Origin of the sequence: Vibrio sp. OPT41 (assembly GCF_015163595.1) — a bacterium.
Classification (GTDB): domain Bacteria; phylum Pseudomonadota; class Gammaproteobacteria; order Enterobacterales; family Vibrionaceae; genus Vibrio; species Vibrio alginolyticus.
The window spans coordinates 40,721-62,604 of sequence record NZ_JADDYH010000067.1 but is presented as its reverse complement, the minus strand read 5'-3'; the positions used below and the strand labels follow the sequence as shown (position 1 = coordinate 62,604).

The window sequence follows — 21,884 nt, the reverse complement described above, 5'->3', positions numbered from 1 at the left end:
TTTGAGTGTGGATCTTCAATCTAAATTAGAGAGAGATAAAAATTCCCGCTAAGCAAGCACTCATCAGGTTAGCGAGTGTACCAGCAGCAACCGCTTTTAGGCCTAGACTTGCAACATCTTTGCGGCGCTCAGGTGCCATCACGCCGATAGAGCCCAACTGAATCGCAATTGAGCCAATGTTCGCAAAACCACACAACGCAAAAGTGATAATAATTTGAGTATGCTCAGACAGTGTCGCTTTGTGCTGCACAAAATCGATAAACGCAACAAACTCATTCATCACCACTTTCTGACCAATGTATGAACCCGCAGCTAGAATTTCGTGGCTTGGCACACCAATCAACCACGCTAGAGGTGCAAACAAATAACCAAAAATCGCTTGTAGCGTTACGCCAGAGAAACCAAGTATCTCACCCAAGTTTTCTAGCCCCGTGTTCACCATCGCGATAACACTCACGAAAGCGATAAGCATGGTACCAACAGCAACGGCAACTTTCATACCGCCCATGGCACCGCTTGCTAGCGCATCAATTACGTTGCTTTCTTCTGATTTATCTAGCTCAATATTGTTGTAATCGCTTGGCGTTTGACGCTCAGGAACGATGATTTTTGCCATCATCAAACTACCTGGTGCTGCCATAAAGCTTGCCGCGATCAAGTATTTGAGGTCGACCCCTAAACCAGCATAACCACCAAGCACACTGCCCGCCACTGAAGCCATACCACCAGCCATCACGGCAAACAGTTCAGAGCGAGTCATGTTAGAAAGAAATGGACGAATAAGAAGTGGTGACTCGCCTTGAGATAAGAAAATGTTCCCTGTTGCAACCAAAGACTCTGCTTTACTCGTACCCAAGAACTTCTGGATAGCGCCGCCAATAAATTGAATCACTTTTTGCATAATGCCCAAATAGTAAAGGGCGGAGATAAGAGCACTGAAGAAGATGATGATAGGAAGGACACGGATAGCGAAGATAAAGCCAGAAGAAGCGAGGTCACCAAAGAGGAATTTAATCCCTTCATCAGCAAAGCTGAGTAGCCCCGCGACACCATTACTTAAACTCGCCAGCGCCGCTTGACCCAACGGGAAATAGAGCACCAAAGCAGCAAACCCCATTTGTAGCATCAAGGCGCGAGATACAGTTTTCCAATTAATGGAAGAACGACCCTCAGAAAGTAGGAAAGCACAACCTAGCAGTGCAACAATACCAAATAGACTAAATAGAACACTCATGAGCTGGACCTACTAAACGTTGAAAAAGAAAAAAGAGCCAAAGGAATTGGCAGAAGAAAGGGACAACGCAGCGAGTGATAACTCACTTTTAGATCCAGAATGTAGACAGAACGAATAGTTCGACATCTTATTTTTACCTTATACAAGCAATTGAACGTAGCTGGTCCGGTCCGTGGGGTCATTCACTGCTGGCGAGCATGTTGCTTGGCCTGCTCCATGTGACGGCTTGTATGGGTAAGGGTCCTGAACAACTAAACCCTAATTCCCGCTTAAACGGGACGCAAGTATAGCCAACAAAAAGAGATATTCATCACATTTATTTACGCAAACGTTCAAGCGTTCAAAATTTAGGCAAAAGTACTCTTTTGTCGTCATACTATTAATAAAAGTAAGGGCATAAGGATAGGCGTTGATGGTAAAAAACATAAAAGTGACCAATAAATATGCAATCAAACTCGAAAGAGCCAAAATTCGTCATTTTGCTCTCGCCAACAGGTGGATTTTGGTTATACAATTCGCGTTGCTTCTTTCGAGGCCTCTGAGTATTCAGAGCATCATGATGCCGAGATGGTGAAATTGGTAGACACGCTAGCATGAGGTGCTAGTGCCTTTGGTGTGAGGGTTCGAGTCCCTCTCTCGGCACCATTATCCTTCTTCCCTAATTTTGTTCGAGTGTAATGCAAAGTTCTAAGCAGGCAAGACAGTCTACAGATGCTAATCAACTTCTGAGTGAGCTTGCGGTTCACGCTTTATTACACCTGCACTTTAAAATTCACGCGTCCTCGCATGGCCTCTCCCTTAAAGAACGTAATGACTTACTTCAGAAATGGCTGAAACCAAAACTGAAGAGTAATCGCTATAAGCTGATTAAAAAGCCGTTAAAATCTTTGACTCAGCAGGCAAAAGGTGAGAACGGAAATCTGGAAGCATTACTCGAGCGCTGCGTCGGTGCAGACAAACCCAGCAACCCTCAACCCGATCTAGATAGCTACTTGCTGCTGATCAACGAGATTGAGAAGAAACTGGGGACTACCGTGTTATTATCTCGACCGGAAGACGTCGACTTATCTCACGACCAACACGGCTGTTTGCTGTGTGTGCTTTCTGAGAACTTAAATCAGCACTTCGATGATAATAACGCCCTAATCGCTCCTATTTCGATGCTGTTCCGCGGACCAATGAGTCAACGTTCACTTTTTCTTGGCAGCATTTACGCCAGTGGTACCTTCAATTATGAAGTGCAGTATCAAGACGACCAGTTCGTTCGCATCACATTAGAGTTGGCGTAAGTGTAACGCTAAGAAATAAACGAATCGAAAAAGGCCGCGAAACTCGCGGCCTTTTGCTTATCTAGATTTAAACTTGAGTTAATCGATCTCTTTAAATCGAGCAGTAAAGTGGCGCAGCACTGGTGGCTCGTACTCGAAAGTGAGCCCTTTTAACTCATGTGCACGATTTTTCAGTTCGATAATCGCATCCGCAATGTAATCCATATGATCGTTTGTGTAGACACGACGTGGAATGGTCAAACGCATCAACTCAAGCTCTGACACTTTTTGTTTACCCGTTTCCGGATCTCTACCAAGCAGCAACGATCCTATCTCTACTGCTCGAATACCCGCTTCCAAGTACAAAGCATTACACAATACCTGCGCAGGAAACTGATCCGCTGGAATATGTGGCAAAATCTTAGCGGCATCCACAAACACCGCATGACCACCCGTTGGGTATTGAATCGGAATACCGCCTTCACGTAAGCGCTCACCTAAGTATTGAACTTGGCTAATTCTATAGTGAAGAAAATCCTCATCCGCGGCTTCATACAAACCGCGAGCGAGCGCTTCCATATCACGCCCAGCCATGCCGCCGTATGTTACAAATCCTTCCATGGGTACGCAGCGCGTCTGCACCGCCTGGAACAACTCCTTATGATCACGAATACAACACATGCCACCAATGTTTACCATCGGGTCTTTCTTAGCTGACATGGTGAGCATATCACCGTACTGGTACATCTCACGGATGATTTCCAGAATCGATTTATTCTCGTAACCCGCTTCACGCTGCTTGATAAAGTAGGCGTTCTCACAGTAACGAGCCGAGTCAATCACCACTGGAATATCGTACTTGGTTGCAATCTCGTACACACTGCGCATGTTTTCCATCGACACAGGCTGACCACCGGAGCTATTACAAGTAATCGTGGTGATAATTGCACAAATGTTATGCGAACCGTGCGCTTCAATTGTTGCCACCAGCTTATCGATATCAAAATTGCCCTTCCAATCATAAGGCGTAGTGGTGTCGAATGCTTCTTCCGTTACCACGTTAATCGCTTTACCGCCATTGAGTTCAATGTGACCCGCTGTGGTATCAAAATGGTAGTTCGAGATAAATACTGGCGTTTCGCCACCACGCACCTGACGCATACGCTCAATCAAAGCTGGGAACAAAATTTGCTCGGCACCACGCCCTTGGTGTGCAGGCACGGTGAGCTTATAACCGAAGAAGTGCTCCACTGCATCACACAGGTTGTAGTAATTTCGACTCCCCGCATAGGATTCATCCCCCATCATGATACCAGCCCACTGATTATCACTCATGGCACCAGTGCCAGAGTCAGTCAGCAAATCGATATAAACATCATCACTACGAAGAAGAAATGGATTATAGCCCGCTTCTTTTAACGCGACTTCACGGTCTGCCAAAGTCGTCATTTTGATTGGCTCAACCATTTTGATACGGAAAGGTTCTGGAATACGTTTCATTGTTAATTTCCTTATACGCATTGCCCTACGCAGTTTCACGTAAGACTAAAAAACAAATAGATAGAATGCTTTTCAATGCGATTGCATTGAGGAAATCAACGAGAAGAGATTTTACTAAGAAGAGACAAGCAGTAGTCTAGGTTATACCAGAACGACAGCACCAAACGGCTATCGAGAATATCCTTTATTCTCATCGTCTTCGTCCTCCTGATAAAAATAAAAAGTCAGAAACCCCATGTCTCTGACCTTTTCAATATAGTGCAGTTTTCAATCAATTTTCAGTGAGGTCACCCTCATTTTAAGAAGGTCTCGCCCTTTTCATTCTGCGTTTGATATTACTTTCTTTGACTAGGTAATCGAAAAGTGGCGCGAATAAGTTAGCAAATAGAATCGCTAACATGATGCCTTCTGGATAAGCCGGGTTCAGCACTCGGATAAAAATCGTCATCACGCCGATTAATAGTCCGTATGCCCATTTCCCGTTATTGGTAAAAGCTGCCGAGACAGGGTCTGTCGCCATAAAGAAGGTACCAAACGCAACCCCACCAATCACGAAGTGCCAGTAGAACGGCATGGAGAACATGGGGTTAGAGTCTGAACCGATCGCATTCAATAGTAATGAAGCTCCGATTAAACCGACCAACACGCCCGCAACAATTCTCCACGATGCAATCTTCATAAAGATGAGAACCAAGCCTGTTAGTGCGATCAACAACGTGGAGACTTCACCCATCGAGCCTGGTAAATTACCAACAAAAGCATCTCCCCATGAAATTGGCTCTCCCGTCATATTATTTATCAAAGCACTTTGCCCTCCTTCATACCATTGGCTAAGTGGAGTAGCGCCAGAGTAACCATCAGCCGCAACCCACACGGCACCACCGGACATGTTGGCAGGATAGGCAAAGTATAAGAACGCGCGCCCTGCTAAAGCTGGATTTAGGAAGTTTCGTCCAGTACCACCGAAAATCTCCTTCGCCACAACAATACCGAAAGTGATACCTAAAGCCGCTTGCCATAGTGGAATTGTCGGAGGAAGGATCAGCGCAAAGAGTATAGAGCTGACAAAAAAACCTTCATTTACCTCATGCTTTCGCACAATAGCAAACAGAACTTCCCAGAAACCACCAACGATAAACACCGTCGCATAAACCGGGAGAAAGTAAGTAGCACCAAGCCACATTTTACTTCCCCACCCCGCTTGTGAAACCGCATCTAACGAGCCCCATACCCAACTCAGTTGCCATGAAGAAACAAGCGCTTGCTGAGCTGAGGCTTGATCCATTCCGTACAACAAGGCATAACTCGCTTGCTGGCCTATGTTGTACATACCCCAGAACATGGCAGGGAAGACCGCCAGCCACACCATGATCATAATACGTTTTAAATCGATGCTATCTCGAACGTGAGTCATGCCCTGGTTTACCTTACCAGGCGTGTAAAAAATGGTTTCGACAGCTTCGAAAAGTGGGTAGAACTTGTGATACTTCCCACCTGGACCAAACTTAGGTGTCGCTTTCTCAAAGTAATGTTTAAGGCTCATAACGCTCCTCCTTTATCTAAAAGATGGTACGCACATGTGTAAAAAGCGATCGTTTTTTAATCTCTTCGTCTTCCTTCTTCGTATTTCACCTTGTTCGCCACTCTTCTGTCTCCTCTTTAAATCCGGCGAACAGTTTATCCAACGAAAAAGGGACCGCTCATGGACACACTCGCCATTGACCTAGCTAGATTCCAATTTGCCTTTACTGTCTCTTTCCACATTATTTTTCCAGCTTTTACGATTGGTTTGGCAAGTTATCTCGCTGTATTAGAGGGCTTGTACTTAAAAACGGGCAACAAACAGTACATGCAAATCTATAAGTACTGGCTCAAAATCTTTGCCATCAGTTTTGGTATGGGTGTGGTGAGTGGCATCGTGTTGAGCTATCAATTCGGTACTAACTGGAGCGTGTTTGCCGACAAAACAGGCCCAATCCTGGGCCCGCTAATGGGTTATGAAGTTTTTACTGCGTTTTTCCTCGAAGCGGGGTTTTTAGGCGTGATGCTTTTCGGTATGGATAAGGTGGGTAAGAAGCTTCACTTCGCCGCGACTTGTATTGTTGCATTCGGGACGTTTTTGTCTGCGTTTTGGATACTTTCGGTTAATAGTTGGATGCAAACACCAGCGGGCTACAGTATCAACGAAGCCGGACAGTTTATCCCAGAAGACTGGTGGGCGATTGTCTTCAACCCTTCCTTCCCTTACCGGCTCGTTCATATGTTGCTCGCCGCTTACCTTACTACTGCCTTTGTTGTAGCCGGCGTTGCCGCTTATCACTTACTAAAAGCAAACCATAACCCTCTAGCCAGAATTATGTTCTCGATGGCAATGTGGATGGCTGCCATCGTGACACCAATTCAAATCGTTGCTGGAGACATGCATGGTTTAAACACCCTTGAACATCAACCCGCCAAAGTCGCCGCGATGGAAGGGCACTATGAGTCTCACCAAGGCGCGCCATTGATCCTCTTCGGTATCCCTAACGATGAAGAAAAACGCATGGAATACGCACTGGAAATCCCCAAACTCGGTAGTTTGATTTTAACTCATGACCTCAACGGTGAAGTGAAGGGATTAGATGCTTTTCCAGAGGAGGAACACCCTCCTGTCTCTATCGTTTTCTGGTCTTTCCGAGTCATGGTCGCGCTTGGTTTTGGCATGCTTGTTATTGGTTTGTGGAGCCTTTGGCTAAGAAAACGTCGCAAACTTTTTGATTCGAGGGCACTTCAACGTATTTGTGTGCTGTTTGCCCCAGCGGGGTTCATTGCAGTTTTAGCAGGCTGGATAACTACCGAAGTAGGTCGACAGCCTTACACCGTATACGGTCTTTTAACCACAGCCAATTCGGCATCGCCTATTGATGCCGCCGCGGTGAGCGTCTCCCTGACGGCGTTCATCGTGGTTTACTTTGTGGTTTTTGGAGCTGGCTTCTTCTATCTCCTACGTTTGATGCGCAAGTCTCCAACTCGATATGAAGAAGGTCTAGATAGCCGACTTCCTGATGGCACGAAAACTGATGCCATCACACATTCTAACCATCTAACCTAGGAGCTAACTCATGGATTACGCATTAATTTGGTACGCTTTGATTGGGCTCGCCGTTCTGATTTATGTCGTGTTAGATGGCTTTGATCTCGGTATTGGTATCCTATTCCTCAGCGCTAATGACGATGAAGAGCGCGACATGATGATGAACAGCATCGCTCCTGTTTGGGATGGGAATGAAACTTGGCTAGTTCTTGGCGGTGGTGGGCTTTTTGCCGTGTTCCCCCTCGCCTACGCGGTCATTATGCCAGCACTCTATGCTCCTCTGATTTTAATGCTGCTCGGATTAATTCTGCGCGGGGTTTCTTTTGAGTATCGCTTCCGAACACAACGCGGAAAGTTTTTATGGGATAGCGCTTTTTTCATTGGTTCACTCACCGCAGCATTGATGCAAGGCATTATGCTCGGAACCCTGCTCCAAGGTATAGAGGTTAGTGAACGAGCATACGCAGGTGGATGGTTTGATTGGCTTTCACCATTTAGCGTATTTTGTGGCTTGGCGCTTGTTTGTGCTTATATTCTGCTCGGTTCATGCTGGTTATTAATCAAGCTTCCAGAAGAGCTGATGGGGCGCTATTACGTGGTCGCGCGACGATGGGGGCTAGCGATGGTAGCCTGTATATTCATCGCCAGTTTGTGGCTGCCATTGAGCCAAAATATCGTATTTGAACGTTGGTTCTCATTACCAAACTCGCTACTGTTTTTCATTTTACCAATTATTGCAGCGGCACTTATTTGGCAGTTATTCAAAGCCTTACTCGACCACAAAGCCGTCCGAGCCTACGTTCTTGCGATCGGCCTGTTTCTTGTGTCCGCGATGGGTTTCGGTGTCAGTACATTCCCTTACTTGGTCCCATTCGCACTCACTTATCAAGACGTCGCCGCGCCAGACAAAAGTTTGGCATTTTTACTTGCCGGTGCGGTGGTATTACTTCCTCTGATCATAGCCTACACGGCTTATTCGTACTGGGTGTTCCGCGGCAAGATGAAACGTGGAGAAGGATATCACTGATGAAACTAAAGCCCATTTTGTGGTTCATTGGCATTTGGCTGGCAAGCGTGGTCGCCTTGTTTATCATCAGTTCGTTGATACGAACTGCGATATTGTAGGCCCAGAGTCGACTGCACCACATCTGAAGCCATTGAGGTCTATACTCAAGCAAGAGTAAAACAACGGAGTGTTTTTATGACCTTAAAGCGGTTTCTGGTAACTTTGATTCTTTTGACGGTTCCACTGTTTTCACCAAATGCATTGGCCGTAGACAAGCAGATGTCATCCGCCATGAAAAGTAAAATGCGGTCTATTTGCTCCGCAACAGACGAGCAGGGCCATTGGCAACTTGCTGAAGCAACTCCTGACGCCAGACGCTCACTCAACATGGTGCTTTATCAAATGAATGCCGATGATAAATTGAAAGCAATTCATGAGGTGAGAACGAAAATGGTCGGCGGCACCCATTATGCGTTTGAGTTCGAGTTGCAAGATGGTCAAGTCTGGAATGCAATTGTATTGCACAGTGCCCGAGGCGATTACATGATAGAAAGACACGCCAAGAAAGGGGAACTCTGCCCTAAAGATGGCGACTCCTAATCCCCAGATTCAAATAAAACAAAGGCGACAGTTGCGTCGCCTTTGTTTTATACCGTTTTCGCTTCTATCTTCTCATTCACTTTATCGCAAATGCACTCTCCAATAGGCATTGCAGATGTCGCTGCAGGAGAGGGGGCGTTGCAAACGTGTAAGCTTCTTGCGCTCTCGGCAAACAAGAAGTCATGAACCAAGGTTCCGTCGGATAACACTGCTTGCGCACGAATACCCGCAGGATATGGTTTGAGATCTTCTACCTTGATGCTTGGGCAATATTTGTTGACCAACTTGAGATAGCCCGGCTTCCACCACGAGTTCTTAAACTCATCCAATCCGGTTTTTAGATGCTTTTGTGTCACCTTCCAAAAGCCGGAGAAACTGAGCATTTGCATGGTATCTTGCAAGCTGAAGTTAACCTTGTCGTACCCTTCCCGCTTCCAGCCTTGAACCGCATTTGGACCAACAGTCACACTGCCATCAATCATGCGAGTCAGGTGGACGCCCAAGAATGGCAAATCAGGGTCTGGAATTGGATAAATAAGATGATTCACCACTCGGTCGTGTTTGCTATCTAAGCGGTAGTATTCACCACGATAAGGGATGATTTGGAAATCGGTCGGAATAGACATCATCTTAGTCATGCGATCCGCCATCAAGCCACTGCAAGTAACCAAGAACTTGGTATTAAGCTGCATCGTTTGACCGTCTGAAATGCAGGTCAGTTGGACTTCTTCATCCTTCTCTTCGGCAGCCACCACTTTGGTTCTCAGGCTGATTTGACCGCCGAGCTTTTTGAACTCTTCCGCCATCTGCTCAGTGACCAAACGATAATCAACAATGCTAGTGGTTTTGACATAAATCGCACCCAAGCCAGTGATGTTTGGCTCAGCCAGTTTGAGTTGAACTTCATCGAGTAGCTTTACGTCGATGCCGTTGACATGGCAGCGCTCATAGAGGGCATTCATGCGTTCGACTTCTTGCTCATTGGTCGCAACCAATAACTTGCCACAGTTCTCCACCGGAATATCGTGCTCAGCACAGAACGAAATGGTTCGCTCTACCCCACGCTTACAAAAATCCGCTTTTAAGCTGCCCGGAGCGTAGTACACCCCAGCATGAATCACGCCGCTATTGTGTCCGGTTTGGTGCTTGGCAAAACCGGACTCTTTCTCAACCAATAAAATGGATTTGTCTGGATGACGTTGCTGTAGTTGCCATGCTGTCGACACACCAACGATACCGCCACCAACAATGATGTAGTCATAGACTGATTTCATACGACCTCTTATAAAACCGATAGTTGAGATTGTTGCAATTTGAACTTGCGACCACTGTAAATGAACACCGCGACAAATACCGCACAGCTTGCCACACGAACCAACATTGGGATATCGTGCCAAACCAGCAATGTACCCACCACTACCAACAAGAGACGCGTCAGAATGTTTAGAGGACCTTCCAAGTAGCCTTCAATCGCACCAATCAATGCATAGGTACCGATGATGGCAAAGAAGCCTACGGTAATTACCGACGTCACATCCCAACTGACCAAGCCTGTATAGGCAATAAGTAGCGGTACAAGATACAAACCTTTGGCGATTTTCCACGCCATCAAACCAGTGCGCATCGGTGGTGTTTTGGCGATGGTTGCTGCTGCAAAAGCGGTCAAACACACTGGTGGCGTAACGTTACTGTCTTGCGATAACCAAAAGATGATGAGGTGAGCAGCCAGCAATGCCAAGCCTACCGCTTCCATACCCAAACTTTGCTCTAGTAGGGTTTCCATAAAGTCTGCAGGTACTAACGCCACCATTTCTTTCGCAGTTTCCAACGCCATTGGTGCATTAAGAAGTTCCAACTTTTCTGGCGCCGCCAACATGAAGATGGCTTTTGCTTGTTCTGGCAATTGACCCGACACCATCAATTCAAGCAATTGGTTTTCCGCAATCAACTTGTAAAGCGCAGGGGCAGACAGTGTGCCCAACACAATATACGCCGCTGTAACAGGTAAACCCATACCCAAAACAAGAGAAGCGAGCGCAATCAGAACGATCATGATGAACAAGTCGCCATTCGCCCAACCGTCGATCATCAATGAGAAGGTGTTGCCGATGCCCGTTGTACTGATCACGTTGATCACCAAACCGATACCCACCAGCAATACAGCGGTTGTCGCCATGTTTTTCGCACCTTGCGATAGCGCTTCGATGATCGCTTTTGGTCCCATCTTGTGATCTTTCGAGAACCAAGAAGCCACCACCACAGAAATGATCGACAAGCCAGCAGCGTAAGTTGGCGTAAAGCCTTGAACCAACAAAGTAACCAATACCGCCAGTGGGATAAGATTGTGCCAACCGCTGATCAACACTTTCAGTAGAGATTCATCGCTGGTCGTGATTTTTTGAACGCCGCTGCGTTTGGCTTCGATACGCACAAAGAACGCCACAGACAAGAAATAGATAAGAGCAGGAATGAAAGAAACGGCAATAATATCAACATAAGGAATTTGCGTGTAAGACGCCATGATGAAAGCACCCGCGCCCATCACTGGTGGCATCAACTGACCACCTGTCGATGCCGCTGCTTCAACGCCCGCCGCGAAGCGCGAAGGAAAACCTGCTTTTTGCATCAAAGGAATACTGATAACACCGGTTGAAACCGTATTTGCCACACTAGATCCAGATACTGAGCCCATCAATCCCGAGCCAATCACTGCGATAAAACCGGGACCACCGATGATTTTACCAGCCGCAGCACGTGCCACATTGATGATGTAATCACCAACACCAGAGCGAACAAGAAACGCACCAAACAGAATGAACATGAATACGAAAGTCCAACTGATGCGCGAGATAGAGCCAAACATGCCCTCAGAAGAATAGAAGCTACGGTAGAGCAAGGTTTCCATGCTCAAACCCGGGAAGTGGAAAATACCTGTCGCCCACTTACCCCAAAGCACAACGTAGCTCAGACACACCACAATCAGCACTGGAATAAACCAACCCATGGTGCGTCGGATAAGCTCAATCACAATCAGGATTGCCATGATGGCGAAGACCCAATCGCTGGTCACGAACTTGACGCCACGTTCGTACAGCGCATCTTCGGCATAGGGAATGTAGAGCAAACACGCGACCGCGCCCATAGCAATTAACACATCGATACCGAGTGCAAGCTTACTCTGCTTGAGAGAGATATGAGCCGGATACCAAAGCGCACAAATCACCGCAAAGCCAGCAAAGTGGGTCGCGGAAATCCATAACTCTGGTAACGTCGATAAGGTATTAAACCAAATGTGCAAAGCAGACAACACCACGCCAAACACTGTGATTGTGGTGGTTACCCACGGAAAATCAGTGCGCGTGGGCAGCTCAAATTTCTGCAATTCCTTTTCTATTGAGTCGCTCATCTCATACTCCAAGCTCTGGCGGCTTTTTCCATCTTAGAAATCGGTAGGGATAAAATGCCCCGAGCCGAAACTCGGGGCGAAGTTGGCGTTATTTCGCCATTAGGTCTGATGGGATTTCGATGCCCATTTCTTTGTAGTAACGCACCGCACCTGGGTGAAGAGGCACTGGCAAGCCAGCGATCGCTTTCTCAATCGCCATTGCTTTTGTTGCTTTGTGGATGCCTTGTAGGAAAGGCAGGTTCTCGTAGATCGCTTTGGTTAGCTGGTAAACGTCCTCTTCCGAGATATCTTCACGAACTGCCAAGAAGTTAGGCTGTGCAATGGTGGTGATCGGCTTATCTAGACCTGGATACGTGTTCGCAGGGATCTCGTACTTCGTCCATAGGTTGTAGTTGCCGTTCGCCTCTTTGATTTGCTCGTCAGTAAACGAAAGGATCGAAATGTCTTTACCCAACGCAGCAAAAGCTTGAGTGACCGCACCAACAGGTACACCCGCAGGCGTGTTCATGCCGTCAATGGTGCCGTTTTGAAGTGCGCTCGCACTGCCGCCGTAACCCATGTAAGCAAGATTGAATTTATCAGGGTCGACCTTCAGACCTTTCATGATTTGGCGACCCGAGTTCTCAGTACCAGAGTTCTTCTTACCGATAGAGAACTTCTTGCCATCTAGGTTGTTCAGGTCAGTCACCGTGCCAGTTTTTGCTAAGTCAGAGCGAACAATAAAGTGCTCAACGTTTTGCCACAGCATAGAGACTGAACGCAGCTGCTCTTGGCGACCGCTCTTCTCATAAGGACCTTCACCAGACCAAGCCCATGCACCGTAAAGACCTTGTAGAATCGCGAACTGTGCTTCATTTTCGTTCAGCAGTTTGACGTTTTCACCAGAGCCCGCAGAGCTGATTGCAGAAAGGGAGAAGTGGTGCTTTGGTGCCAATTTCACTTTGCTTAACGTCGCCAACGCTACGCCCACAGGGTAGTAAGTACCACCTGTCGATGCCGTTGCAAGAATGTAGCTACGATCTTCTGCCGCAGCGTTAGCAGCAATACCAAAAGAAGTCACAGCGACAGCCAAAGCTTTTACCAGCTTATTCATTTTCATTATTACTCTCCGTGTAGTCGTTTCACGATTGGGGATTTACATCATGTTAAATCTTTATTAACAACACATTCCCTAGAGCAATTGAAATGCCAACTTTTAACCCTTTGTATTTATTGAACTAAGTGCTGAAATACATCAAAAATGAGCAAAATCATGCTGATTTGATAGCAAAGTAATGAGCAAGATCTTGCTCATTGAAGAGAAGAAGGTTACACGCCTAGATCGCAAAAGGTTAATAAAATGTGATCAATACGAAACAAATGCCTAATTCGCTAATAAGCAATATTTTGCCGACGTGATTTTGGATTGAACTGCAACTAGTGAGCATTTTAACAATAAAAACAAAAAGCGTATCATTCTAAGCTGCTCACTTTATCAGCTGAGGTTTATAGCCTAAACGACTACAAATAGCACAAAAATACAGCAAAGCAAGCCATGTTACAGAAATGAAAAGTCATTTATTCTAATTTTGAATTTAAAAAGCAGCTCGATCCACCAGTTCAGAAACAAACATTGACCGTATCAACTTATTTTCTACTTCGGGGTTGTGCCAATGGCCCTATGTTCGTTAGGGTAACAACACACCAAGGCAAACGTATTCCTTGGTATTTTTTCGTCATTAAGGATCACCCATGTCAGCAACTGCGCAATTACAATTCGCTTTAAAACGCCCATCTGGCGTTGCTGCTGCGATCCTCCTGCTCTCTCTGAAACTGATTCAGAGCTGACAGGCTATATCTAAACTTTCTGTCAGCTTGAGAAGAAGCTGACGGGAACACCACATACTCCTCCCATTCCTTTCAGTTTCTTCCAAGCGAAACATAAGAGGAATAACAATGTTAAGCGCACGCAATATCGCCGCTTTGGGCTTCATGACTTTCGCCATGTACTTAGGCGCAGGTAACCTGATCTTCCCTCCATTTTTGGGTTACCAAGCAGGTGAAAACTTTCTGAGCGGGATGTCTGGCTTCCTCTTAACGGGTGTTGGTCTGCCTGCGATGGCACTGGTGATGGTGGCTATCGTAAACGGTTCAGACAAATTAACCGCTGCCCTGCCTAAACCTTTGGCGACAAGTTTTTGGGTGATGGTATTTATTGTGATTGGCCCTGCGTTCGTAATCCCACGTGCGATTACCGTCGCTTATCAATTCAGCTTTGCGCCAATGTTTGGTGATGCCGCTTTGGTGCCTTTCACTATTGCCTTCTGTGCTATCACCATTCTATTTGCTCTATATCCGGGTAAGTTGGTCGACAACCTAGGCAAGATCTTAACGCCTGCCTTGATGGTAATCTTGATCATCATGTCTGTGACGGCTTTGGTTTCTCCTGCAGGTGAGCTAACTGCCGCAACGGGACCATACGTATCTGGCGCATTTGCTGAAGGCTTAACCCAAGGTTACATGACCATGGATGCATTAGGTTCTATCGGTTTTGGTTGGATTATCTTCCGCGCGATTCGCAGCATGGGTGTGGATTGCCCGAAAGCCACCGCAAAATACACGCTAATCGCAGCTTTGATGTACGCGGTTGCCATGGCGTTTGTTTACATCTCATTGGCTTACATTGGCTCGACAAGCTCATACTTGGGTTCTGAGTTCAGCAATGGTGGCGACATTTTAACGGCATTCACCTTCAGCCACTTCGGCGCGTTTGGTTCACTACTACTAGGTGCCGTGATGGTATTGGCGTGTTTGACTACTGCTATCGGCGTAACCACCGCAGGCAGTGAGTTCTACGACAACACTTTCAGCAAAGTGAACTACAAAGGCTGCGTTATCACGACCATGGTATTGGCTGGTTTGATCGCCAACGTAGGTCTAGAGCAACTATTGGCTATCACATTGCCAGCGGTTGTGGCGCTTCACCCAGTCGCGATTGCGTTGATGATCATGGCACCAGTGCGCAACAAGATGTCGCAAATCATGGTGGTAGCAACCGCATTCACTGCTCTAACGTTTGGTTGTGTTGATGCGCTGCACATCCTAGGTTACATGCCAAGTTCCACTGATGAGTGGATGGGTAATTACATGCCTCTGTACAATGACTTTGCTAGCTGGATTGTGCCTAGCGTATTTATGATGATTGTTGGTCTGCTGTTTACGACGAAAACCAACCAAACCGAACAATTCGAGCTGGTGAATGAATAGCCGTTTAACATAAGACATCGCTCAATAAGTGCGTTACTATGTAGCTCGCTTATTGATATCAGGCAAAGGAGTTGCCTGAATGAAAGATTGATATGGGTCGCCTATGGATAATCAGTATCTAGACATCAGAACACTGAACTTTATCGTTATTCTGTTCTCTTGCATTTACTCTATTAGTCTGCTTTGTTATCAATACACTCAGGGTAGAGTCAAAGGCTTAAAAACCTTCTCGATATCACTACTGTTTATTGGTTTAGGCCCTTTTTTACTTGGCTTTAGAGGCTCTGCGCCAGACTGGCTGACCATCGTCATAGCCAACACTCTCATATTAGTCGGCTTCTTGCTTACGCTATATAGCGTAAGCATTTTTCGTCAATATCCTTTAAAATTGGCTCACTGTCTTACCTTGTTAACACCTGTTTTCAGTGGTTCATTTTACTATTTCACCTTCCATGACCCTTCTATCAAAAGCCGCATTATTTATCTGAGCATGTATATTTGTATCGTCACCTTCTTTAGTGGTGTCGCCATGCTTAAAGGTACCCAAAAGGACTTAAAGCTCCCTGTTAAAGCAATGGCTTACTCTTTCTTTGGATTTAGTTTTTTTATGGGATTTAGGGCGCTTTGGAGTACTTTTTCAGGTGAGTTACCAAGTTTTATGGTCGCAGGCCTTATCCATCAGCTGACTTTCTTATTTAGCATCTGCCTGATCGTTGCTTTGAGCTTTAGTATGCTGTGGTTAATTAACGGACGCTTGGTGCAATCCATAAATGATCTCTCTCATTTAGATGCACTCACAGGGCTATATAATCGTCGAGCCATGGAAGAAATCGTTCCAAACTTGGTTAGTAAAGCACATAAAAAAAGCCAAGCAATCAGCATTATTATGACTGATGTCGACAAGTTCAAAGCGATTAATGATCACTATGGTCACACGGTTGGCGACTCCGTCATGGCAACGATCTCCACTATTTTTAAAAAGCATCTTCCTGAGTCAGCCTGCATTGTGCGATTTGGTGGTGACGAGTTCATGATTGTTTTGCTCGAAAAAGCACAACAAGCCAAAATTGTCGCAGAGCAAATTCGCCTTGCGGTCGAAACTGAAACCGCTTTGCAATCATTTAAAACTGAAGTGACCATGAGCTTTGGTATCAGTCAGTTATCTGAGGGGCAATCACTTCAAGAGGCGCTTGCTGAAGCAGACGAAGCGCTATATAGCTCTAAACATACTGGAAGGAACCTCGTTACCTTGTTTGGAGAAGGGAAAGACCTAAATTATAAGTTTGTCCCAGCTCCAGCCAAAAGCGCATAACGTGTTTGTTATGCCAGTAATTTCGAATTAGCTAGAAATCGCACTAAGTATAGTCGGAGCGATTCAAACCAAACTTCTGCATCTTTTGGTTAAGGGTTCGACGTGGTAAATCCAACTCCTGCATCACCTCATTGATGCGTCCATGATGCCTGACTAAAGAATCATGTAGCACCTTACGTTCAAAGTTATGTAGCTGAATCGCCAACGGCACGCCCGCATGCGTCTCTTCGGTTGTTGAGGATGGTCGACTGGAGAGAATTTCCATCACAGAGACGGTTTCATCCAATGCAAAACGCATCGCTACATTCCTAAGCTCACGTACGTTACCGGGCCAAGAGTAAGCAAGAATGGCCTTTCTATCGGCTTCACTCAGCAGACGACTCTCAGGATTACTTTTCAGAGCAAAGTGTTCGAACAAGATCAACGCATCTTCTTCTCGCTCACGTAGCGGTGGCAAATAGATCTGCGCCACATTAAGACGATAGTACAAATCCTGACGAAACTCGTCATGATCATTGAGATCTTCTTTCGCGGCGGCGATCACTCTCAAATCAACTGAGATCTGTTGGTTGCCCCCAACGCGCTCTACCGTATGTTCCTGTAATGAACGCAACACTTTCACCTGCATGGACAGCGGCATACTCTCGATTTCATCAAAGAATAAAGTGCCTTTATCCGCGTATTCCAACTTACCAATGCGCTTTTTACCCGCTCCGGTAAATGCCCCTGCTTCATGCCCAAACAGCTCACTTTCAAACAGGTTCTCAGGAATAGCGCCACAGTTGATTGGCACAAAATGATAGGATCTGCGTTGGCTTTCATTATGCAAACTGGTCGCCACCAGCTCTTTACCACAACCTGTTTCGCCGTAAATGATCACGTTAGTATCAATGCGTGCTAACTTGGCTACTTGTTCTCTAAGCTGTTGCATCACTCGGCTTCGCCCAATCAACACCTCTTCTAAGCCGCTAACGCTAGATAGGTACTCTTGGCGATCTTGAGTAGACGTTTGTGCGCGATAGCTCTCGACCGCTTCGGTTACTCGTTGGGATAAACGCTCAGGTTGGAAAGGTTTCTCAATAAAATCGAACGCACCGTTTTGTAACGCCCCTACTGCCATATCGACGTCACCATGTCCGGTGATCAAGATAACTGGCGTTGGGACGTGATTGGCAATCAGGCTTTCTAGTATCGACAAACCATCGGTGTCTGGCAGGCGAACGTCACTGACAATCGCATCAAATTCTTGGCTCAGAATGGCCGCTTTGCCCTCTTCGCCTAAACTGAATGAGGTCACATCGAACCCCGCCAGTTGCAGCCATTGGCTGGTAGCCTGACGAACAATGTCATCGTCTTCGATAAGTGCAATTTTAGGGATGTCGTCAAAAGCCATGAGTTACTGCCTGCTTTATGGGGTGGGAAAGAAATCGATCTTTATTAACGGTAGCAAAAACCACTGAGGAGAAAAGGAGCTAGATCTCACTTCTTGCTTACAAGTCTTTAACATCCAACCAGTTAGGCGCACTCTTTAATGACTGTTGGTGAGAACGCACTAGCTGAATGGAGTCGGTATGCAGCGCAAAAGGAATGGCAAAACATGGCTTGTGGTCGCAATTGCGGCAGTGCTGATGTTGTCTTGCTATAGCGCCAGCAGAGAGGTTGCCCGTCAGTGGTTGAGTGTACAAACTCAAACCGAAGCTCAACAAAAACTACTCGACTATATTGGTGAAGTTCGCCGTGCACTCAAACGCTTCTACCACTTACCTTACCTCGTAACCAATAACCCAGAAACCATCGCGTTTGTGAAAGGGAATCTGACTTATTACGAGCCATTGCAAACCCAACTGACTCAGCTAGATAAAGCCGCCAATACGGAAGGTTGGCTAATCCTGTCTAACTCTGGCGAAGTATTGGTCTCGAGTTTAATCGAAGAGCGCTTTAGCCTGTCTGACCGAAAAGCCATTGTGGAACAAATTCACAACCAAGGCGGCGGTGTTTCCTTGGTGAACAAAACCAAAGGTTCGAGCCCATTGTATTATCTTGCAGCCCCTATCTACGATGGTCTGGATATCGCTGGCATTGTGGTGGTGCAAATCAACCTTAGCTTGTTGACCGAACAGACCATTACTAGCCAAGACATCATCACGTTGCAGAATCGTCAACAACGCTTTTTCCTATCGAGTAGCGCGCTTTATAACGCTGACTGGTTTAACGAACCGAGCAACACCGTTCAGTTAGAAACGCAACGCTTATACGACAACACCAATATCAGTGTGTGGACGCTCAACCAGCAACGCTATTTTGCGCACACCGTTAAATTGGATGATTTGAATTGGTACGTAAGCTACCTCACCCCTTCTAAGCCGATTCAACAAACCATCAACGTGATTGGTTGGAGCGTCGCTGTGTTGCTCTTATTGGTTGTATTACTCGTCATCATTGGTCTACAACGTCGCCAAAAGCACATCAACCAACAACGAATTCAAGCCCTGTTGGAAGAGTCCCAATGCCGCTTGAAACAGATGATCAATAAGACCCACGTTGGTTTGCTATTGATTGATGAACAAGGGCAACTGTTCGATCTCAACCCAATGGCAAAGCGCTTGTTCTGTTTGCCAGAAAGCGTCAATCGACATGCTTTTGCTTGGGAGTTATTCGATGCAGGCAATCCCAATTCCACCACACTTAAGTTACTAAAGGACCTGCCTAAGCATAAAGAGCTCGCAGAGATCAGCACGGTCGAAACCATTGCCAGACGCAGTGACGGTAGCGTCTTCCCTGTCTTGTTCTCACTGACCAGTTTCCCTTGGCATGGCGAGCAGTATTTCCTTGCGACGATCATCGACATCAGCAAGCGGAAAAAAGCCGAGCAATCACTGCAACAGGTCAACCAAGAACTGGCGCAGCGAGTTGAAGAGCGAACTCAAGCGCTAAAAGAAGCACAAAGCCAGTTGATTGAATCGAGCAAAATGGCCGCCTTGGGTCGCATGTCGAGCGCGATCACTCATGAGCTCAATCAGCCACTGACGGGCTTGCGCACCCTGCTCACCACGAACGAGCTACTAGCGGAACGCGGTGAAACCGAGATGATGAAAGCCAACAACGTATTGGTGCAGAAGCTGATTGATCGCATGGCAAGCATGACCAGTCAGTTAAAGACGTTCGCCTACAACAAACCAGAAAGCCTACAGGCGATTTCTCTTACCTCCGCACTCGAAGAGACCTTACGCGTTTATCAATCCCAATTAGACAAGGTGGATGTGCGTGTGCGCGTTCCTCATGATTTACCTAATATCATGGGTGAAGAACAACGACTGCTTCAGGTGCTCGGTAATCTTGTCTCGAATGCGCTAGACGCAATGAACAATACCACCAACCCGCAGCTCAGCTTGATCGTCAACCCAACCAGCAATCAGGTCGAACTGATCATCAGTGATAATGGCTGCGGCGTGTCGGATGAGATGCTTGAATCCATGTTCGAACCCTTCCAAACCTCAAAGAAAATTGGTGAAGGATTGGGGCTGGGTTTAGCGATTACGGCCAACAATATGCGTGATATGAACGGACAAATTACTGTGCATAAGAATGAACAAAATGGGCTGACTTTCACTTTATTGTTCAAATCAGCCTAAGGTGATATTGATTACAAAATCATCATTAGAACTAGGCATCCCCGCTGTTTGAGAAAAACACGATCTCGATACAAGAATCCCTCCTTGACCTACACTATTCTCAAGCAAATAAGACGAATAACTTCCGAACGATAAAGAGTGAGAAACATGATTAAGTTTCCTGAACATTTTCTTTGGGGCGGTGCCATTGCTGCAAACCAAGTAGAAGGGGCGTACAACCTTGGGGGTAAAGGGTTATCGACATCAGACATGCTGCCAAACGGTATTTTGAGTCCGCATCAAACCCGTGAAGAGCGTACACCGGGTATCAAAGACGTGGCGATCGACTTCTACAATCGCTACCCAGAAGACATCGCGCTGTTCAAAGAGATGGGCTTTAACTGTCTGCGTCTCTCTTTGGCATGGAGCCGCATCTTCCCGAACGGGGACGAACTAGAACCTAACGAAGAAGGTTTGGCGTTCTACGATAAAATTTTTGACGAACTTGCCGAGCACAACATCCAACCTTTCGTGACATTATCTCACTACGAAATGCCTTACGCACTGGTCGAGAACTACGGTGGTTGGGGCGATCGTCGCGTCATCGAATTCTTCGAACGTTATGCTCGCACCGTGCTGGAACGCTACAAAGACAAAGTGAAGCTGTGGTTAACGTTCAACGAAATCAACATGTCTCTACACGCACCATTTACTGGTGTTGGTTTGCAAGAAGACGCCAGTGAACAAGAGATTTACCAAGCGATTCACCACCAACTAGTCGCCAACGCAAAAGCGGTAAAACTGTGTCAGCAAATCGTACCAAACGGCAAGATTGGTAACATGCTGCTTGGCGCAATCAACTACCCATATACCTGTAACCCTGATGACGTGCTTGCTGCAATGCATGAAAACAACAAGTGGTTGTTCTTCGGTGATGTGCAAACACGTGGTCAGTACCCTGGCTACATGAAGCGTTACTTCCGCGAAAACGGCATTGAAATTCAGATGGAAGCAGGCGACTTAGAAGAAATTGCGTCTGCGAGTGTCGACTTCATCTCATTCAGCTACTACGCAAGTGGCTGTGCAAGTGCAGACCCGAAACAGAAGGAAGTGGGTAACATTGTCGATAGCGTACCAAACCCATATCTTGAGAAGAGCCAATGGGGCTGGTTGATCGATCCAAAAGGCCTGCGCATTCTGCTGAACTTCCTTCACGATCGCTACCAAAAACCACTGTTTGTCGTAGAAAACGGCTTAGGTGCACGTGATGAAATCGATGAAAACGGTGAGATTCAAGATGATTACCGCATCGCTTACTTGAACGACCACCTTGTGCAAGCACACGAAGCGATTCTGGATGGCGTTGAGTTGATGGGCTTTACCAGCTGGGGGCCAATCGATTTGGTCGCGAACTCAACCGCTGAGATGAGCAAACGTTACGGCTTTATCTATGTCGATCGTTATGATGATGGGCAAGGAACGCTAGAACGTAAACGTAAGAAAAGCTTTTTCTGGTATCAAGACGTGATTCGTACTTCAGGCGGTTCATTGAAAAGCTAAGCCTGTTGTCTAGGTACAAAGTGCAACTAGGCATTCGCCTAAACCATCAAGCCCTGCAATTGCAGGGC

Annotated in this window: 15 protein-coding genes and 1 tRNA gene; 9 read left to right on the top strand and 7 right to left on the bottom strand. The window is 46.4% G+C overall.

Annotated features, from left to right (window positions below; translation table 11 throughout):
• Positions 1 to 25: 25 nt before the first annotated feature.
• The gene (locus tag IQP38_RS21975) at positions 26 to 1,234 is read right to left on the bottom strand and encodes a NupC/NupG family nucleoside CNT transporter (RefSeq protein WP_017635515.1); all 1,209 of its coding nucleotides are present in this window, start codon (positions 1,232 to 1,234) and stop codon (positions 26 to 28) included.
• Positions 1,235 to 1,795: 561 nt separating this feature from the next.
• Here IQP38_RS21975 and IQP38_RS21970 point away from each other — a divergent pair.
• Positions 1,796 to 1,879 (top strand) — tRNA-Leu (locus IQP38_RS21970).
• Positions 1,880 to 1,911: 32 nt separating this feature from the next.
• Positions 1,912 to 2,523, top strand: coding sequence for a DUF2913 family protein (locus tag IQP38_RS21965; protein ID WP_005374167.1), 612 nt, complete (start codon positions 1,912 to 1,914; stop codon positions 2,521 to 2,523).
• A 78-nt stretch (positions 2,524 to 2,601) separates the two neighbouring features.
• Here the strand turns inward: IQP38_RS21965 and IQP38_RS21960 are convergent, their stop codons facing one another.
• Positions 2,602 to 4,002, bottom strand: coding sequence for a tryptophanase (locus IQP38_RS21960; RefSeq protein ID WP_053307136.1), 1,401 nt, complete (start codon positions 4,000 to 4,002; stop codon positions 2,602 to 2,604).
• Between the two features lie 298 nt (positions 4,003 to 4,300).
• Positions 4,301 to 5,545 carry an NADH:ubiquinone reductase (Na(+)-transporting) subunit B gene (locus IQP38_RS21955; protein WP_053307135.1) on the bottom strand — a complete coding sequence of 415 codons (1,245 nt, stop codon included), beginning with the start codon at positions 5,543 to 5,545 and terminating at the stop codon, positions 4,301 to 4,303.
• Positions 5,546 to 5,704: 159 nt separating this feature from the next.
• On the opposite strand from IQP38_RS21955, the gene IQP38_RS21950 reads away from it, so the two are divergent.
• The 3 genes from IQP38_RS21950 to IQP38_RS21940 all read left to right on the top strand — a co-directional run bounded on the left by IQP38_RS21950 (position 5,705) and on the right by IQP38_RS21940 (position 8,681).
• Positions 5,705 to 7,093, top strand: a complete 1,389-nt coding sequence (locus IQP38_RS21950) for a cytochrome ubiquinol oxidase subunit I (protein ID WP_017635517.1) — start codon at positions 5,705 to 5,707, stop codon at positions 7,091 to 7,093.
• Between the two features lie 10 nt (positions 7,094 to 7,103).
• Positions 7,104 to 8,102, top strand: a complete 999-nt coding sequence (cydB, locus tag IQP38_RS21945; RefSeq protein WP_005374173.1) for a cytochrome d ubiquinol oxidase subunit II — start codon at positions 7,104 to 7,106, stop codon at positions 8,100 to 8,102.
• Positions 8,103 to 8,276: 174 nt separating this feature from the next.
• Complete coding sequence (locus IQP38_RS21940) at positions 8,277 to 8,681, top strand: hypothetical protein (protein WP_064369498.1); 405 nt, start codon at positions 8,277 to 8,279, stop codon at positions 8,679 to 8,681.
• Between the two features lie 47 nt (positions 8,682 to 8,728).
• Here IQP38_RS21940 and lhgO read toward each other — a convergent pair whose 3' ends face one another.
• From lhgO to IQP38_RS21925, 3 genes are all read right to left on the bottom strand, one after another.
• The gene (gene lhgO / locus IQP38_RS21935) at positions 8,729 to 9,955 is read right to left on the bottom strand and encodes an L-2-hydroxyglutarate oxidase (protein ID WP_193838037.1); all 1,227 of its coding nucleotides are present in this window, start codon (positions 9,953 to 9,955) and stop codon (positions 8,729 to 8,731) included.
• Between the two features lie 8 nt (positions 9,956 to 9,963).
• Positions 9,964 to 12,087: a TRAP transporter permease gene (locus IQP38_RS21930; protein WP_005374183.1), complete on the bottom strand. Its 2,124-nt coding sequence runs from the start codon at positions 12,085 to 12,087 to the stop codon at positions 9,964 to 9,966.
• Between the two features lie 88 nt (positions 12,088 to 12,175).
• Positions 12,176 to 13,186, bottom strand: a complete 1,011-nt coding sequence (locus IQP38_RS21925; protein WP_017635521.1) for a TAXI family TRAP transporter solute-binding subunit — start codon at positions 13,184 to 13,186, stop codon at positions 12,176 to 12,178.
• Positions 13,187 to 14,022: 836 nt separating this feature from the next.
• Here IQP38_RS21925 and brnQ point away from each other — a divergent pair.
• Together brnQ and IQP38_RS21915 are read left to right on the top strand one after the other, a co-directional pair.
• On the top strand, positions 14,023 to 15,333 hold the full coding sequence (gene brnQ, locus IQP38_RS21920) for a branched-chain amino acid transport system II carrier protein (protein WP_047102829.1): 1,311 nt from the start codon (positions 14,023 to 14,025) through the stop codon (positions 15,331 to 15,333).
• A gap of 103 nt (positions 15,334 to 15,436) precedes the next feature.
• The gene (locus IQP38_RS21915) at positions 15,437 to 16,645 is read left to right on the top strand and encodes a GGDEF domain-containing protein (RefSeq protein ID WP_005374203.1); all 1,209 of its coding nucleotides are present in this window, start codon (positions 15,437 to 15,439) and stop codon (positions 16,643 to 16,645) included.
• 43 nt (positions 16,646 to 16,688) lie between these two features.
• Here the strand turns inward: IQP38_RS21915 and IQP38_RS21910 are convergent, their stop codons facing one another.
• Positions 16,689 to 18,038, bottom strand: a complete 1,350-nt coding sequence (locus IQP38_RS21910) for a sigma-54-dependent transcriptional regulator (protein WP_053349389.1) — start codon at positions 18,036 to 18,038, stop codon at positions 16,689 to 16,691.
• A 178-nt stretch (positions 18,039 to 18,216) separates the two neighbouring features.
• Between IQP38_RS21910 and IQP38_RS21905 the strand changes: the two genes are divergently transcribed.
• Together IQP38_RS21905 and IQP38_RS21900 are read left to right on the top strand one after the other, a co-directional pair.
• Positions 18,217 to 20,277 (top strand): sensor histidine kinase, encoded by a 2,061-nt coding sequence (locus tag IQP38_RS21905; protein WP_193838036.1) that lies wholly within the window; start codon positions 18,217 to 18,219, stop codon positions 20,275 to 20,277.
• Positions 20,278 to 20,424: 147 nt separating this feature from the next.
• Positions 20,425 to 21,816: a glycoside hydrolase family 1 protein gene (locus IQP38_RS21900; RefSeq protein ID WP_064354480.1), complete on the top strand. Its 1,392-nt coding sequence runs from the start codon at positions 20,425 to 20,427 to the stop codon at positions 21,814 to 21,816.
• Positions 21,817 to 21,884 lie beyond the last annotated feature (68 nt).